Raw genomic sequence first — 14,384 nt, 5'->3', positions numbered from 1 at the left:
GCCGCGGCCGGGGATTACATCGCCGCCCCCCCCCCCCGGGGGGCGGGGCGCTGCGCCGGGGGGGCCGCCGCCCGACCGCCGCGCCCGCCCGCCGCGACGGACCGGCCGCGGCGGACCGGCTTCAGCGGCTCAGCCGTGGCAGGTCCGGTCGGCGGCGGGCAGCCGGCCGGTGGTCAGGTAGCGGTCGATGTCGGCGCTCGCGCAGGACGGGCCGGCCGGCACCACGCCGTGGCCCACGCCGTCGGCCACCGTGATCATCCGGGATCCGTGCAGTGCCCGCCGCATGCCCTGCGCCGTCGCGGGGGTCGTCTGCACGTCCCACTGGTTCTGCACGATCAGCGCCTCGGCGCCGTTGTCCACCACGGTGGCCGGCTCGGCGGCCTGCCGCTTCCAGAACGCGCAGGGCTGGACGGTCGCGCCGAGGTCACCGGCCAGCGGGTACCGGGCCCGGTCGCGGACCGCGTCGCGGCGGTACTGCTCGGGGTCGCGCGGCCAGTCGCGGCCCTCGCCGCAGAACAGGGCCCACGTCACGGCGGCCGGGTTGTCCGTCCCGGCGGCCGGCGCCTCCCCGGCCCGGCTCCCGCCCTCCCCGGCGGCGGCCACGGCCGGGCCGCCCGCGGCCGCCGCCCTGAGCGCGACGATCCAGGGGGTGACGGCCTCGACCCGGACGAATCCGGCGTACGCGGACCGGATGGCGTCACCGCTGAGCGCCCCGCCCTCCACCGGAACGGGCGTGCGGTCGGCGTGCGCCACGAGGTCCCAGAACGCCTTCCGGACCTCCGCCGGGGTGGCGCCCAGCCCGTACTCGGCGTGGCGGGCGGCGGCCCACTCGGTCCACCGGGTGAAGGCGAGTTCGGCCGCCGGCGCGGTCGCGCGGAGCGTCCCCCGCCAGGCGAGCGCCGGGTCGAGCGCGCTGTCCAGCACGAACCGGTCCGCGCGCCGGGGGAACATCTGGGTGTAGACGGCGCCCAGGTAGGTGCCGTACGAGTACCCGTAGTAGGAGATCCTCCGCTCGCCCAGCGCCGCCCGGACGACGTCCATGTCCCGGGCCGTGTTGCGGGTGGTGATGTGCGGCAGCGTGTCCCCGGCCTTGGCCCGGCACTTGTCGGCCACCGTCCGGGCCCAGGCCACGTCCGCGGCGAACGTCGCCGTGTCGTAGGGGTGGAAGGGGGCCTGCTCGGCGGGCGTCAGACCGCACCCGATCGGCGAGCTGCGCCCCACCCCGCGGGGGTCGAAGCCGACCAGGTCGTAGCGGGCCCGGACCTCCGCCGACAGCAGCGGCTGCATCTCCGCGGGCATGCCGAGACCCGACTGGCCCGGCCCGCCCGGGTTCATCAGCAGCACGCCGCGCCGCTGCTTCGCGTCGGTCGCCCTGATCCGCGAGACCGCGAGGCCGATCGTGCGGCCGCCGGGGTCCGCGTAGTCCAGCGGCACCGTGACGTCCGCGCACTCGGAACCGGCCGTCCCGCTCCCCTCGCACGCCTCCCAGCGGAGCTTCTGCCGCTCGTACCCCCGCAGCGGCTCCCCGTCGCCCGCGAACGCCGTCGCCGGTGCGAGGGCGGTGAGCAGGGCCGTCGCCGCCCCGACCGTCAGCAGGGAAATCGTCCGTCCGTCGCGCAGTGCCATGCCCGTCCCTCTGTGCAGATCCGCTGTCCTCGATCGACTCCAGTCTCGGGCCCGGCGGGCCCCTCACCCCTCCTGCGCCGGGATGGGACGGTGCTCCGCCGCCCGGCGTAGGAGGACGCGCCCGGGTGGGCCCTGGGTCCCACCGCCCCCGAGCCCCCGCTCAGGGGCGCGGGTCAGGGTTCAGCCCGCCGGCGGGGACACGAACGCGCCCGCCCTCGCGGCGGCGAGAGCCGCGTCGGCGGCCCGGTCGGCGGCGGCCTCGTCGAGCGGGTCGGCCGAGGTCAGCATGCGGTGGTAGAGCGGGGCGGAGACGGCCCGGACGACCTCGCGCGGGTCGGTGCCGGGCGGGATTTCACCGCGCCCGACGGCCTCCGTCACGCACGGCGCCCACTCGTCCAGCCGGATCCGGTAGAAGCGGTGCAGGGCCTCGGCGGCGGCCGGGTCGCAGGCACCGGCGACGAGGACGGCCCGGAACAGCGCCCCCTGGCGGGGGTCGGCGAGGGTGCGCCGGACGAGGTGGGCGTTGGCGCGAAGGTCCTCGCGGAGGGAGCCGGTGCGCGAGCGCGGGAGCGACTGCTCGGCCATGTCGGCGAGCACGTCGGCGAGCAGCGCGCCGGCCGAGCCCCAGCGCCGGTACACGGTGGTGCGGCCGACCTCGGCCCGCCGGGCGACGTCGCCGAGGTCGAGCCCGGCGAAGCCCGCCTCGACGAGCGCGTCCTCGGCGGCCCGCAGCACGGCGCCGCGGACCCGGGCGGTGCGGCCCCCGGGCCGCAGCATGCCCGATCCGGACGGGGCGGGAGAGGTCGATTCGGTCATTAACGGGACTCCGGTTCCATTAGCGCCAGCGGGAGTGCTAGGGTCCAGTCATCTTAACGGCACAACAGTCCCGTTAGTGAAGGGATCCTTCCATGGAGTACCGCCGCCTCGGCGCGTCCGGCCTCACCGTCCCCGCCCTCTCCCTCGGCACCGGCACCTTCGGCGGCCGTGGCCCGCTCTTCGGCGCCTGGGGCGACACCGACGCCGCCGGCGCCCGCCGCCTGCTCGACATCGCCATCGACGCCGGCCTCACCCTCTTCGACTCCGCCGACGTCTACTCCGACGGCGCCTCCGAGGAGGTCCTCGGCCGGGCGGTCAAGGGCCGCCGCGACCGGGTGCTGATCTCCACCAAGGCCGGCCTCCCCACCGGGGACGGCCCGAACGACGCCGGCACCTCCCGCGCCCGCCTGGTCACCGCGGTCGACGCCGCCCTGCGCCGCCTCGGCACCGACTACCTCGACCTCTTCCAGCTGCACGCCTTCGACGCCGCCACCCCCGTCGAGGAGGTGCTCGCCACCCTCGACGACCTCGTCCGGGCCGGCAAGGTCCGCTACACCGGCGTCTCCAACTTCTCCGGCTGGCAGCTGATGAAGTCCCTCGCCGCGGCCGACCGCGACGCCCGCCCCCGCTACGTCGCCCACCAGGTCTACTACTCCCTCGTCGGCCGGGACTACGAGTGGGAGCTGATGCCGCTCGGCGCCGACCAGGGCGTCGGCGCCCTGGTCTGGAGCCCGCTGGGCTGGGGCCGCCTCACCGGACGGATCCGCCGCGGCACCCCGCTGCCGCCCGGCAGCCGGCTGCACGACACCGCCGGCTTCGGCCCGCCGGTCGACGACGAGCTGATGTACGACGTCGTCGACGTGCTCGACGCGATCGCCGGGGAGACCGGCCGCAGCGTCCCCCAGGTGGCGATCAACTGGCTGCTGCGCCGGCCCACCGTCTCCTCCGTCATCATCGGCGCCCGCGACGAGCACCAGCTGCGGCAGAACCTGGGCGCGGTGGGCTGGGAGCTGACTCCCGAACAGGTCGCCCGCCTGGACGCCGCGAGCAGCCGCACCGCGCCGTACCCCTACTTCCCGTACCGTCGCCAGGAGGCCTTCGCCCGCCTCGCCCCGCCGCTCGCGGGCTGACCGCCCGGCGGGCCGGGCGGCGGGGGCGGCAGCGGTGGCGGCAGTGTCGTGGGGAGGCCGCGGCGCGGCGCCCGTCGGGGCAAATCCGCTTGTCAGGGCGGCCCGCGGCCGGGCATCGTCGACACCGTGATCGAACTGCGCATGCTGACCTCCGACGACTGGCCCCTCTGGCGCGAGCTGCGCCTGGCCGCCCTGGCCGAGGCGCCGTACGCCTTCGGCTCCCGCCTCGCCGACTGGCAGGGCGAGGGCGACCGCGAGGAGCGCTGGCGCTCCCGCCTGGAGATCCCCGGCGCCCTCGACCTGGTGGCGTTCGTCGACGGCGTGCCCGCCGGCATGGCCACCGGCGCACCCGGGGACGGGTACGCCGAGCTGCTCTCCATGTGGGTGGGCCCGGACGCGCGCGGCCGGGGCGTCGGCGCCCGGCTGATCGGCGAGGTCGCGCGGTGGGCGGCGGAGCGGGGGTTCCCGGTCCTGCGCCTCGCCGTGATGCCCCGCAACCCGCACGCGATCGCCCTCTACGAGCGCGCCGGCTTCACCGACACCGGTGAGCCGGGCGACCCCCTCCCGGACGGCACGGGCCACGAGGTCCTGATGGCCAGGCCGCTGTCCGCCGGCTGACCGGAGCGGCGCGAGGCCGGGGAGGCCCGCGGGACGTCCCACGGGCTTCCCCGCGTACCGCCCCGGCACCCCGCCGCGGAGCACCGGCGGCGGAGCACCGGCGGCGGATCCGGACCCGGACGGCGGCCGCGCTCCGCGGCGACCTCAGTGGGCCAGGCTGAAGTCCCCGCCGATCGGGGCGGCGATCCGGTCCGCGCCGGTCGGCACGGTGAGGGCGGCCACCGGGACGCTCCGGTCGCTGGTGGTGCCGTCACCGAGCTGGCCGGAACGGTTCCCGCCCCAGGAGCGGACCGTCCGGTCGTCGAGCAGGACGACGGTGTGCTCCCGCCCGCCCGCCACCGAGACGACGCCACTGAGGCCCGGCACCTCGACGGGGGTGACCCGGAAGGCGGTGGTGCCGTCGCCGATCTGACCCGAGGCGTTCTGGCCCCAGGCCTTGAGCCGGAACTCCCCGCCGCCGACGGCGATGCTGTGGTTGCCGCCCGCCGCGAGCCGTGCGACCCCGTCGGCCCAGCCGTCCCGCACCTCGACCGGGGTGAAGCGGTTGATGGTGGTGTGGTCGCCCAACTGCCCGGCGGCGTTGTGCCCCCAGGCCTTCACCACGCTGCCGCCGTTCGTCCGGGTGGCGGTGGCCGGCGCCCCGACCAGGGCGAGACTGTGGTTGGCCCCGGCCGCGATCAGGGTCACCCCGGTCAGGCCGCCGACCGGCGCCGGCACGTTGCGCGCGGACGAACTCCCGTCGCCGAGCTGGCCGTTGCCGTTGTGCCCCCAGGCCCACACCCGGCCGTCCTCGCACAGCGCCAGACTGTGGTTGAGGCCGGCCGCGATCGCGACGACCGGGTAGAGGCCGCCGCCCACCCGGACCGGGACGCCGCTGTCGGCGGTGTCGCCGTTGCCGAGCTGCCCGTGGGCGTTCTGCCCCCAGGCGACCACCGTCCGGTCGGCGAGCAGCGCGAGGCTGTGCGTGCCGCCGGCGGCGATGGCGGTGACGTCGGACAGACGGAGCACCGGCGCGGGCGCGTTGTGACCGTGCAGCGAACCGTCCCCGAGCTGGCCAGAGCCGTTGGACCCCCAGGCGACCACCGTCCGGTCGGTCAGCAGCGCCAGGCCGTGACCGGTCGCCGCGCCCGCCCCGCCCGCCGCGATCCTCAGCACCTCCCGGCCGGTCAGCCCGAGCACGGCGGTGGCCGCGGTGCGGACGTCGGCCCAGGTGCCGTCCCCCAGCTGCCCGGCGCGGTTGTTCCCCCAGGACTTCAGTCGTCTGTCCATCGGCTCTCCTGAACGGTGTCGGGTGACGGGCTCTGTCAGGAACACGATCGCCGCTGCCCCGCCGCCCGGCTCACCGGACACGCCCGGCTCCCCGGCGGCACGGCCCGGCACGGACGCCCGTTCGACACCGCGTCACCCCTGCGGGTGAGTTGCCGTGTCGCCGCCCCCGGGGAGCCGCGGCCCGCCCGGAGACTGTCCGGGTCACCAGGAGCGGGGCCACCCCGGCCCACGACCGGAGGATCGAGATGGCGGAAGAGCTGTACGCGACGCTGAAGACCAACAAGGGCGACATCGTGATCCGGCTGCTGCCGGACCACGCCCCCCGGACCGTCAAGAACTTCGTGGAACTCGCCACGGGCGAACGGCAGTGGATCGATCCCGGCACCGGGCAGCCGAGCAACGCGCCGCTGTACGACGGCACGGTCTTCCACCGGGTCATCGAGGGCTTCATGATCCAGGGCGGCGACCCCCTGGGGAACGGCACGGGCGGTCCCGGCTACAAGTTCGCGGACGAGTTCCACCCCGACCTGGCGTTCACCAAGCCGTACCTGCTGGCCATGGCCAACGCCGGTCCGGGCACCAACGGCTCCCAGTTCTTCGTCACCGTCGGACCGACCACCTGGCTCACCGGCAAGCACACCATCTTCGGCGAGGTCGCCGACGAGGCCGGCCGGAAGGTCGTCGACGCGATCGCCTCCGTGGACGTCAACCCCCGCAACGACCGCCCGGTGGAGGACGTGGTGATCGAGAAGGTCGTCGTCGGGACCCGCTGACACCGGCCGCACCCGGGCAGCGCGAAGGCCCGCACCCCCGGACGGAGTGCGGGCCTTCGGTACGCTCAGCGCGCGGCCGGAGCGCCCTCGGCCCGCGGCGCCGCGGGCACCGACCGCGGCTTGGCGGCGGGCGGCCCCGGAATGGCCGCGGCGACGGCGGCCGCGACCAGGGCGACGCCGCAGCCGAGCACCAGGCTGACCCGGAAGCCGCTCTCCGCGGGCAGGGTGAAGCCGCCCAGGTCGGTGGTCATCTGGGAGAGCACCACACCCACCACCGCGGCGGACACCGAGGTGCCCAGCGAGCGCATCAGGGTGTTGAAGCTGTTCGCCGAGGCGGTCGCCGAGAGCGGCACCGCGCTCATGATCAGCGCCGGCATGGCGCCGTAGGCGAGGCCCACACCGCTGTTGGAGACGATCCCGGCGACCAGCAGGCCCCAGGTGGAGCCCATCAGCGGCAGCGCCAGCGCGTATCCGGCGGCGATCGTGAACGCGCCGACGACCAGCGTGAACTTGGGGCCGCGCGCGGTCGAGAGCTTGCCGCCCAGTGGCGAGACGACCATCATCATCAGCCCGCCGGGCGCCATCCACAGGCCCATCGCCAGCATCGACTGCCCCAGCCCGTAGCCGGTGGCCTCCGGCAGCCGGAGCAGCTGCGGCATCACCAGCGCCTGGGCGTACATGCCGAAGCCGACCAGCACGGAGGCGAGGTTGGTGAGCAGCACCCGCGGGCGGGCGGTGACCCGCAGGTCCACCAGCGGGTCGGTGGTCCGCAGCTCCCAGTAGGCCCAGAGGATCAGGACGGCGACGGCGGCGGCGAACAGGCCGAGCGTGCGGCTGCTGCCCCAGCTCCAGTCGCCGCCCTTGGAGACGGGCAGCAGCAGGCAGACCAGGCCGATGCTGAGACCGGCGGCGCCGACGAAGTCGAAGCGCCCGCCGCCGGCGGGGCGGGACTCGCCGGCGGGCACGATCCGCCAGAGCATCCCGATGATCACCACGGTCAGCGCGGCGGTGCCCCAGAACAGCACCCGCCAGCTGGCGTACTCGGCGACGGCGGCGGCGATCGGCAGACCGAGTCCGCCGCCGATGCCCATGGAGGCGCTGACCAGCGCGATGGCCGAGCCGAGCCGTTCGACCGGCAGGACGTCGCGCAGCAGGCTGATGCCGATCGGCACCAGGCCCATGCCCATGCCCTGGAGGGCCCGGCCGATGATCATCGGCACCACCGAGGAGGACGTCGCGCACAGCACCGAGCCGAGCAGCAGGGGGACGCAGGAGGCGATGAGCATGGTCCGCTTGCCCAGCAGGTCGCCCAGGCGACCGCTGATGGGGACGAACACGGCGGCGGAGAGCAGGGTCGCGGTGATGACCCAGGAGGCGTTGGAGGCGGTGGTGTGCAGGAGCTGGGGCAGCTCGCTGATCAGCGGGGTCACCAGGGTCTGCATGATCGCGGCGACGGTGCCGGTGAACGCGAGCACCGCCACGATCGGACCGGTGCGGAGGGCGGGGGCGGGGCCGTTGATGACGGGCCTCCTCGGATGTCGGCAGCTGGGGGGGCGGACCTGTGCGGCCGGCATCCTGCATGCACTTCACACAGGATGTGCATGACGCACAACTCGGTCAGCATACTCCCGCAATGTGCGGCTTGCACATCATGTGCAGCGCACACTCTCTGGCATACTGGAGTGCCACGGGAAACCGCAGGTCAAGCGGCCAGAAGGGACTCAGCCATGGCCAGCCCCACCCACCAGGTCGCGTTGGAGTTCCTGGTGTTCGCCCGCCACCGCGACCTGAGCCAGGTCAGCGCCCGGCCCGAGGGCAGCCAGCTCGAACGCAGCGCCTACATCCTGCTCAGCCGCGTCGACGTCCAGGGCCCGATGTCCATCGGCCAGCTCAGCGACGCCTTCGGCCTGGACGTCTCCACCCTCAACCGCCAGACCGCCGCGCTCAAGCGCGCCGGCCTGCTGGAACGCATCCCCGATCCCGAGGGCGGCATGGCCCGCAAGTTCCGCCTCACCGAGGAGGGCCGCCGCCGCCTCACCGAGGAGCGCGAGGCCCACGTCCGCGCCCTCGACCAGGTCATGGCCGACTGGCCGCAGGAGGACGTCGCCGAGTTCGCCGCCTACCTGCGCCGCTTCAACACCGGCATCGAGCACATCGACGGCCGCGCCTGGCCCCGCCCGTAGCCCCCGCCACCGGCACCCCTCCCGGGGCGGCCGCTCCCCCGTTCCGGCCAGGCGAACGTCCGCTTCGGGCCGACTCGGTGGAATCGCGGCCCCCGGGGGGCGGGTCGGTGCGTACGGTCGACGGGCCTGTCGGCACCCGTTCCGTCGCCCGCGCGCAGCGCGCGGGCCACCGAGGTAGGGAGTCCGCACCGTGCCGTCCTTGCTGAACTACCAGATCGTCACGGACCCGTCGTCGCTCCGGGCCTCGCTGCCCGGCGAACCGTCCGTGGCGACGGTCTGGATCATCGCCACCAACACCCACCGCTCGCCGGTGCACCTGAGGTCCATCGACGTGGAGCTGCCGATCACACCGCTCTCCTCGGACCTGACGGACGACCCCTCCACGGTGACCACGAGCATCGAGCGGACCAGGCCGACGCCGTTCGACGACGCCCTGACCTTCACCTGGGACGCCCAGGCGGGCCACTTCCGGGCCACCTTCGTACCGCCGCCGAACGTCAACCAGAAGTACACGATCCTGGACAGCCGCGAGGGCCTCGTCCTGAAGCTGGAGGGCTTCCCGGTCTCCGAGGGCGCCGGCCTGGTGCTCCTGGACATCAACGAGACGGCCGGCGAGGGCGACGACAAGCGGCCCGTCACGGCCGCCGTCTCCACCACCACCCTCGGCTTCGCCAAGCAGACCCCGGCGGTGCCGCGCAACTTCCGCGCCGAGAAGCACCTGCTGGACGGCGACGCCAACGAGCCGCTCCGCCTGAGGTGGGACGGCCCGAACGACCTCGACTACCGGATCCTCGACGCCTCGGGGGGCGAGCTGCACCGCGTGCCGCCGGCCGCTCCGGGAGTCCCGGCGGCGCACGGGGAGTACGACTGGTCCACCGCGGCGCCCGCGCGCGGCACCACGTACACCCTGGTCGCCAAGCGTCCCGGCGGCCAGGACCAGCAGCGGGGGTACTTCCTCACCGTCACCGTGCACGCGCTGGTCCCCGGCTTCGCCGCCGGGACGCGCACCCCGTGGGTCGAGGGGCCCGAGCGCAAGGGCCGCGTCACCTTCACCGAGGACGGCATCGGTGTCGCGGCCGACCCGCAGGGTGACCCGGGCCGGGTGAAGGCCGGCCGGGCCGACGTCGACAAGGTGATCACCAGGCTGGTCCAGGCACGGAACAACGACGAGGGGTGGATCTTCTTCTCCCCGCACGGCATCGACGTCTACCAGGGCCCGACCAGCGTCCCGGGCGTCCTCACCGCCGCCCGGGCCGACGTCGAGGGCGTCAACACCCAGTGGGCGGGCGGCCGTTCCGCCGGTCAGGGCTGGCTCGGGTTCACCGGGGCCGGCGCCACCCTCCACCGCGACGGCACCGAGGCCCTCGGCACCCTGACCGCCGGGACCGCCGACCTCCAGGGCCTCAACACCACCTGGGTGGGCGACCGCGACGGCGGCCGGGGCTGGATCGAGTTCCCGCAGGACGGCGTGAACGTCCGCAAGCACGGCACCGCGGCCTGGGGCACCGTGCACGCCGACAAGGCCGACGTCACCGGCGTCAACACCAAGTGGGTCCAGGGGCGCGGCACCGACGACGGCTGGATCGACTTCCCCGCGGAGGGCGTCCGGGTCCACCGCGACGGCGGCAGCGGCCCGGGGGTGGTCGCCGCCGGGAAGGCCGACCTGAACGAGCTGCACACCGGCCAGGCCCGGGTGACGGGCCCGCTCAGGGTCGACGGCGGGGTGAGGGTGAGCCACGAGGGCCGGCCGCTGCTCGTCACCCTGCCGGACCGGATCGTCTTCTCCGGGATCAACGACTTCAAGAAGTGGGTCACCTTCGGCGACGGCATCTCGGTCGCCTTCGGCGGCGCGAGCGTCTCGATGGCCAGGGACACCGGGGTGATCGTCCGCAACGCCGACCTGCAGGTCCAGCAGGCACGGCTCTCCGTCTCCACCGGCAACCCGCCGCACGTCCGGGAGCTGTAGGCGTCCGGCCCCTCCGCCGGGTGCGGGCCGCCGCCCCCGGCGGAGCGGGCGCCCGGCTACGCCGCCGGCGGGACGGGGTGGGGGCGTCCGAGGTGGGGGAAGTCCGCGAGCAGGTCGGTGTGCGGGGGGATGTGGTCAGTGGTGATCTTGCCGCCGGAGACCATCGTGAGGCGGGCGGACGTCACGTCGTCGGTGAGGGTCCGGCCGTTGGGGTAGACCGCCGGGCGGGAGCGGTCGTAGCGGAGGACGTCGGGGAGGACGAGCTTCAGCGTCTCGGTGGCGGCGTCGGTGGTGTAGTCGCCGGTGTGCTGGAGGACGGCCGTCCAGGCCTCGCGGTAGGTGTCCCAGTCGTCGGCCGGCTCGCCCGCGTTGTACGCGTCCTTGACCTCCTCCGCGTTGAAGTACGCGGTCAGCGAGGGGTGGGCGCCCCGGTCGACGGAGACCAGCCCGGCCTCGGTGCGGAGACTGACCCGCGCCCAGATCCCGACGGTCGGTTCCGGCCCCAGGTCGGCGTCCGGGACCTCCAGCGCGATGCCGTAGACGTTGGCGTCCGCCATCGCGTCCCGCCCGGTCCAGGTGAAGTCGTGGACGATCCCCTCCAGATCGGCGAAGAACGGGTCGCTGCGCAGGCCGACCGCGAACTTGAAGCCGTTGGACGCGACGACGTGCGGCGCGTCCCCGACGGTCACCGGCACGTCGCCGAACAGGACGGTGCCCACGTCGTCGTGGTGGCGTGCCGCCCCGCCCGAGGCGCGGCGGACGGTGACGAGCTGCTGCCCGTCCGTCGGCCCGGAGAAGGTGACCGAGTAGGCGACGTCCGCGCGGTCGTCGCCGTCGTTGTCGACGTTGATCCGGTAGACGGCGGACGGGTGGAACCCCGGCCCCCCGCCGGCGGAGGCGTACGGGTGCACGTTCATGATCAGGACGGTGCTGCCGGGGGTGTCGGCGGACGGGAAGGCGAACAGGTCGGTCAGGTCGAGCCGGGCGTCGCCGCGGGGTGAGCGGAGGTTCGGTCCGCTGAGGTGGTGGGACATGGGCGAACAGCTACCAGCCCCCACGGGGCGGAACGCGGAGGACACCCGCGGGGCGGGCGCCCGTCCGCCGATCGGCGCACGACCGGGCGGGCGCGGCCACCGGATGGTTCGTACACCCGCTTGCCCGGGGTTGCCGCGCGGTGGATGATCCGGGCTCGGAGGCCTTCTCGGCACGGCGGGGGACACGGCTCCAGTGGAGGGTACGTCGATGGTGATGCGGGGCGCTCCGCGGGAGGAGCGGATGTCCACGGAGGACGGCTTCGAGCACTGGCGCGACACGCTGGCGAGAACCCGGGACTGCGACGCGACCAGCGTTCACGCCGCCGACTTCGCGGCGCGGCTCCGCCGGACGGAGCTGGGGCCGGTCGTCCTCCTCCGGACGTCCTTCCCCTCCGCCCGCTTCCGGCGCGACGAGCGCCGGGTGCGCCGCGCCGCCGGGCCCGAGCTGTACCACCTCACCATGGTCACCTCCGGCGTCCACGCGCTGAAGCGCGGCGAGGACCAGCGGGAGACGTTCGGGCCGGGCGACCTGGCGCTGATCGACAGCTCGCACCCGTACGACACCAAGGTCTTCGGCACCGTCGCGGGACAGCCCCGGGTCGAGGGCGTGGGCGTCGACATCCCCCAGTCGCTGCTGCCGGTGCCCCCGCACCGGCTGCACGACCTGCTCGGCCGGAGACTGTCCGGCCGGACGGGATCGGGCGCGCTGCTCACGGAGTTCCTCCTGGGCCTGGACCGCCAGGCCGCCTGTCTGGGGCCCGCCGAGGCGGCCGGGCTCGGGGAGGTCGTGGTCTCGCTCATGACCACCTGGCTGGCCGCGGAGATCGGCACCGGGGCCGTACGGCCGGAGCAGGCCCGGCGCGCCGCCCTGGTGGAGAGCGTGCGCTCGTACATCCGCCACCACCTGCACGACCCCGCCCTGACGCCGACGACGGTCGCCGCCGCCCACCACATCTCCGTCAGCTACCTGCACCGCCTGTTCGGCCAGGAGTGCCGGGGCGAGACCGTCGCCGCGTGGATCCGGGGCCGCCGGCTGGAGAAGGCCCACCGGGAACTGGCGGATCCCGGGCTGGCCGAGCTGCCGATCCACGCGGTGGCCGTCCGCTGCGGCCTCCCCCGCGCCGACGACTTCGGCCGGGCCTTCAAGGCCGCCTACGGGCTCTCCCCCCGGGAGCACCGTATCGGGGCGCTGCGGAGCGCGGGCGGCGAGTAGACGGACAGCGGGGCGGCTGTGCACGCGGTGCCGGTTCCCCCGGGGATTCCCCTCCTACGGTGGTCAGTGCACGGCGGGCCCGCAACCGAACGGGCCGGTCGCGTGAACGAGGAGCACGAATCCCGGGGCGCCGCCACTCTCCCGGCCCTCCATGGAAGGACCCACCACCGTGAACGAGCCCGCCCGCCGCACCGTCGTACCCACCAGGACCCCCGACGCGACGCCGCACCACACCCCCGACACCCCGAACCCGCTCCGCCGCCCCACCCGCCCGGGCGGCACCGCGGGGCGCCGTGACACCGCCTGGGCGGCCGTGTAGCCGACCGCGGCCGCCGGCGCAGCCCCGGCGGCCAGAGCCGAAAGCGCAGCCGGCCGCACAGGAAGTCGGCGGGGCCGACTTCCTGTGCGATCCGCTCAGCCTCCGCCCTGCCCCTCGGCACCGGGTTCCTCACCCGCTCGACGGCGGCGCGCCCGCTCGGCGATCCCGAGCGAGAGCCGGCCGACCGCCGTCCCGGCACGGTCCAGGGTGTCGTTGCCCAGGTTCCTGGCGGCCCCGACGCCCTTCGCCCCGGTCTCCAGTGCCTTGTCCCTCGCCTCCGCCGCCGCGTCCGTCCACCGGCGGGTCCGCGCCGACGCCCGGCCGGACTCGATCCCGAGCCGCTCGTGGAAATCGTGCACGGCGCCGGCCACCTGATTGCTCGACTCCACCAGTGCCGGAGACTTGGCGGGGTGCAGCAGCACCTTCGCGTTGGCGGTCCCCGCCACCGCCTCCATCCGGGCCAGCAGCCGCCCGGTGGTCCGCGCGACGTGCTCCAGCCGCTCCTGCCGGGCGGCCTTCAGCCCGAGGCGGTGCGCGTCCAGCTCGTCCGGTGAGGCGTCCAGCACCCGGTCGAGTTCGAGCACGGCCATCGCACCCTGCAACTGGGCGCACCGGGCCAGCACGGCCAGCCACTCCCGGATCACCGGTCCGACCTCCCGGGCCGTGTCCGAGAGGTCGCCGACCCTGCTCCCGCGCTCCAGTTTCTCGGCGACCGCCTGCAGTTGGCGCAGGGCGTAGGCCTGGGTCTCCGCGATGGTCGTCGGCGCGTCCTGCACCTTCGACCAGGTGACCTCGTCGACCCTGCCCCGTGCCTCCCGGACGGTCAGGACCTCCTCGATCACGAATCCCACGCCGATCACCCGCGACAGCGCGGCGTCCTTCTGGGCGCGCAGCACGTCGTCGACCTTCTCGTCGATCCTGTCGAGGTAGTCGGAGATCTCCCGCATCTGCTGCTTCGCCGCCAGTTGCGCCATGACCCCGGCGGCACCGGCCAGCGCCTTCGGGCCGGTCAGCAGCGTCCGGGGGGACTTCGCGAACTCGACGAATCCCCTGATCTGCCCCTTCTTCCCCCGGACCACACCGGTGCTGAGGCCCGTCCTCCTGCTCTCCCGCAGGCCGTACTTCCCGATGAGTTGCGCCGACTCCCGGCTCAGCCTCACCCAGCGGCCGGAGTGGGCGGCCATGTCCGAGCCCAGCCTCGCGGCCGCCGACCCGGCGTCCAGCAGCGGCCCGAGCCGGTGCAGTCCCAGATCCTCCGACTGCAGCCCCTCCGCGGCGAGGAACCGGTCGACCACCGCCGGGTCGCCGATCACCGCCAGGCCCTCACCGTCGCTGATCAGCTGTATCTCGTCGTCCATCGCCCGCTCCCGAAGTGGCCGTCCGCCGACGAGGGTAGCGGGAGCGGCGGCGGGCGGGCGGTGGCTCCCTCCCACCGCC

Annotated in this window: 13 protein-coding genes; 7 read left to right on the top strand and 6 right to left on the bottom strand. The window is 74.9% G+C overall.

All coding sequences use genetic code 11. The features are described 5' to 3' along the window. Positions 1–129: 129 nt before the first annotated feature. Positions 130–1,626 (bottom strand): alpha/beta fold hydrolase, encoded by a 1,497-nt coding sequence (locus ACFCX4_RS26020; RefSeq protein ID WP_376146936.1) that lies wholly within the window; start codon positions 1,624–1,626, stop codon positions 130–132. Positions 1,627–1,806: 180 nt separating this feature from the next. Continuing rightward, positions 1,807–2,442 (bottom strand): TetR/AcrR family transcriptional regulator, encoded by a 636-nt coding sequence (locus tag ACFCX4_RS26015; protein WP_376146933.1) that lies wholly within the window; start codon positions 2,440–2,442, stop codon positions 1,807–1,809. 92 nt (positions 2,443–2,534) lie between these two features. Here ACFCX4_RS26015 and ACFCX4_RS26010 point away from each other — a divergent pair, with 92 nt between their 5' ends. After that, positions 2,535–3,572: an aldo/keto reductase gene (locus tag ACFCX4_RS26010; protein WP_376146930.1), complete on the top strand. Its 1,038-nt coding sequence runs from the start codon at positions 2,535–2,537 to the stop codon at positions 3,570–3,572. Positions 3,573–3,698: 126 nt separating this feature from the next. Continuing rightward, complete coding sequence (locus tag ACFCX4_RS26005) at positions 3,699–4,190, top strand: GNAT family N-acetyltransferase (protein WP_376146927.1); 492 nt, start codon at positions 3,699–3,701, stop codon at positions 4,188–4,190. A 144-nt stretch (positions 4,191–4,334) separates the two neighbouring features. Here ACFCX4_RS26005 and ACFCX4_RS26000 read toward each other — a convergent pair whose 3' ends face one another. Further along, the gene (locus ACFCX4_RS26000; protein WP_376146924.1) at positions 4,335–5,459 is read right to left on the bottom strand and encodes an RCC1 domain-containing protein; all 1,125 of its coding nucleotides are present in this window, start codon (positions 5,457–5,459) and stop codon (positions 4,335–4,337) included. Positions 5,460–5,704: 245 nt separating this feature from the next. On the opposite strand from ACFCX4_RS26000, the gene ACFCX4_RS25995 reads away from it, so the two are divergent. Beyond that, positions 5,705–6,232 (top strand): peptidylprolyl isomerase, encoded by a 528-nt coding sequence (locus ACFCX4_RS25995; protein WP_376146921.1) that lies wholly within the window; start codon positions 5,705–5,707, stop codon positions 6,230–6,232. A gap of 65 nt (positions 6,233–6,297) precedes the next feature. On the opposite strand, the gene ACFCX4_RS25990 is transcribed toward ACFCX4_RS25995, so the two are convergent. Continuing rightward, positions 6,298–7,806 (bottom strand): MFS transporter, encoded by a 1,509-nt coding sequence (locus ACFCX4_RS25990; RefSeq protein WP_376146918.1) that lies wholly within the window; start codon positions 7,804–7,806, stop codon positions 6,298–6,300. 153 nt (positions 7,807–7,959) lie between these two features. Here ACFCX4_RS25990 and ACFCX4_RS25985 point away from each other — a divergent pair, with 153 nt between their 5' ends. Then, on the top strand, positions 7,960–8,415 hold the full coding sequence (locus tag ACFCX4_RS25985; protein WP_376146915.1) for a MarR family winged helix-turn-helix transcriptional regulator: 456 nt from the start codon (positions 7,960–7,962) through the stop codon (positions 8,413–8,415). A gap of 190 nt (positions 8,416–8,605) precedes the next feature. Continuing rightward, entirely contained in the window at positions 8,606–10,381 is a 1,776-nt protein-coding gene (locus tag ACFCX4_RS25980) for a hypothetical protein (RefSeq protein WP_376146912.1), read from the top strand. A 56-nt stretch (positions 10,382–10,437) separates the two neighbouring features. On the opposite strand, the gene ACFCX4_RS25975 is transcribed toward ACFCX4_RS25980, so the two are convergent. Then, a complete protein-coding gene (locus ACFCX4_RS25975; protein ID WP_376146909.1) occupies positions 10,438–11,415 on the bottom strand; it encodes a DUF4331 family protein in 978 nt (325 codons plus the stop codon). Between the two features lie 241 nt (positions 11,416–11,656). On the opposite strand from ACFCX4_RS25975, the gene ACFCX4_RS25970 reads away from it, so the two are divergent. After that, on the top strand, positions 11,657–12,628 hold the full coding sequence (locus tag ACFCX4_RS25970; RefSeq protein WP_376146906.1) for a helix-turn-helix domain-containing protein: 972 nt from the start codon (positions 11,657–11,659) through the stop codon (positions 12,626–12,628). Between the two features lie 169 nt (positions 12,629–12,797). Beyond that, complete coding sequence (locus ACFCX4_RS25965) at positions 12,798–12,947, top strand: hypothetical protein (RefSeq protein WP_376146903.1); 150 nt, start codon at positions 12,798–12,800, stop codon at positions 12,945–12,947. A gap of 95 nt (positions 12,948–13,042) precedes the next feature. On the opposite strand, the gene ACFCX4_RS25960 is transcribed toward ACFCX4_RS25965, so the two are convergent. Continuing rightward, the gene (locus ACFCX4_RS25960; protein WP_376146900.1) at positions 13,043–14,305 is read right to left on the bottom strand and encodes a hypothetical protein; all 1,263 of its coding nucleotides are present in this window, start codon (positions 14,303–14,305) and stop codon (positions 13,043–13,045) included. Between the last annotated feature and the right edge of the window lie 79 nt (positions 14,306–14,384).

Origin of the sequence: Kitasatospora sp. NPDC056327 (genome assembly GCF_042261735.1) — a bacterium.
Lineage (GTDB): Bacteria > Actinomycetota > Actinomycetes > Streptomycetales > Streptomycetaceae > Kitasatospora.
Note: the sequence above shows the minus strand (reverse complement) of the source record. Positions and strands in the feature narration are given on the sequence as shown.

Coding starts and splice junctions, on each gene's coding strand:
- ACFCX4_RS26020 (WP_376146936.1), bottom strand. CDS start 1,626: ATGGCACTGCGCGACGGACGGACGATTTCCCTGCTGACGGTCGGGGCG.
- ACFCX4_RS26015 (WP_376146933.1), bottom strand. CDS start 2,442: ATGACCGAATCGACCTCTCCCGCCCCGTCCGGATCGGGCATGCTGCGG.
- ACFCX4_RS26010 (WP_376146930.1), top strand. CDS start 2,535: ATGGAGTACCGCCGCCTCGGCGCGTCCGGCCTCACCGTCCCCGCCCTC.
- ACFCX4_RS26000 (WP_376146924.1), bottom strand. CDS start 5,459: ATGGACAGACGACTGAAGTCCTGGGGGAACAACCGCGCCGGGCAGCTG.
- ACFCX4_RS25995 (WP_376146921.1), top strand. CDS start 5,705: ATGGCGGAAGAGCTGTACGCGACGCTGAAGACCAACAAGGGCGACATC.
- ACFCX4_RS25990 (WP_376146918.1), bottom strand. CDS start 7,806: ATGCCGGCCGCACAGGTCCGCCCCCCCAGCTGCCGACATCCGAGGAGG.
- ACFCX4_RS25985 (WP_376146915.1), top strand. CDS start 7,960: ATGGCCAGCCCCACCCACCAGGTCGCGTTGGAGTTCCTGGTGTTCGCC.
- ACFCX4_RS25975 (WP_376146909.1), bottom strand. CDS start 11,415: ATGTCCCACCACCTCAGCGGACCGAACCTCCGCTCACCCCGCGGCGAC.
- ACFCX4_RS25970 (WP_376146906.1), top strand. CDS start 11,657: ATGTCCACGGAGGACGGCTTCGAGCACTGGCGCGACACGCTGGCGAGA.
- ACFCX4_RS25960 (WP_376146900.1), bottom strand. CDS start 14,305: ATGGACGACGAGATACAGCTGATCAGCGACGGTGAGGGCCTGGCGGTG.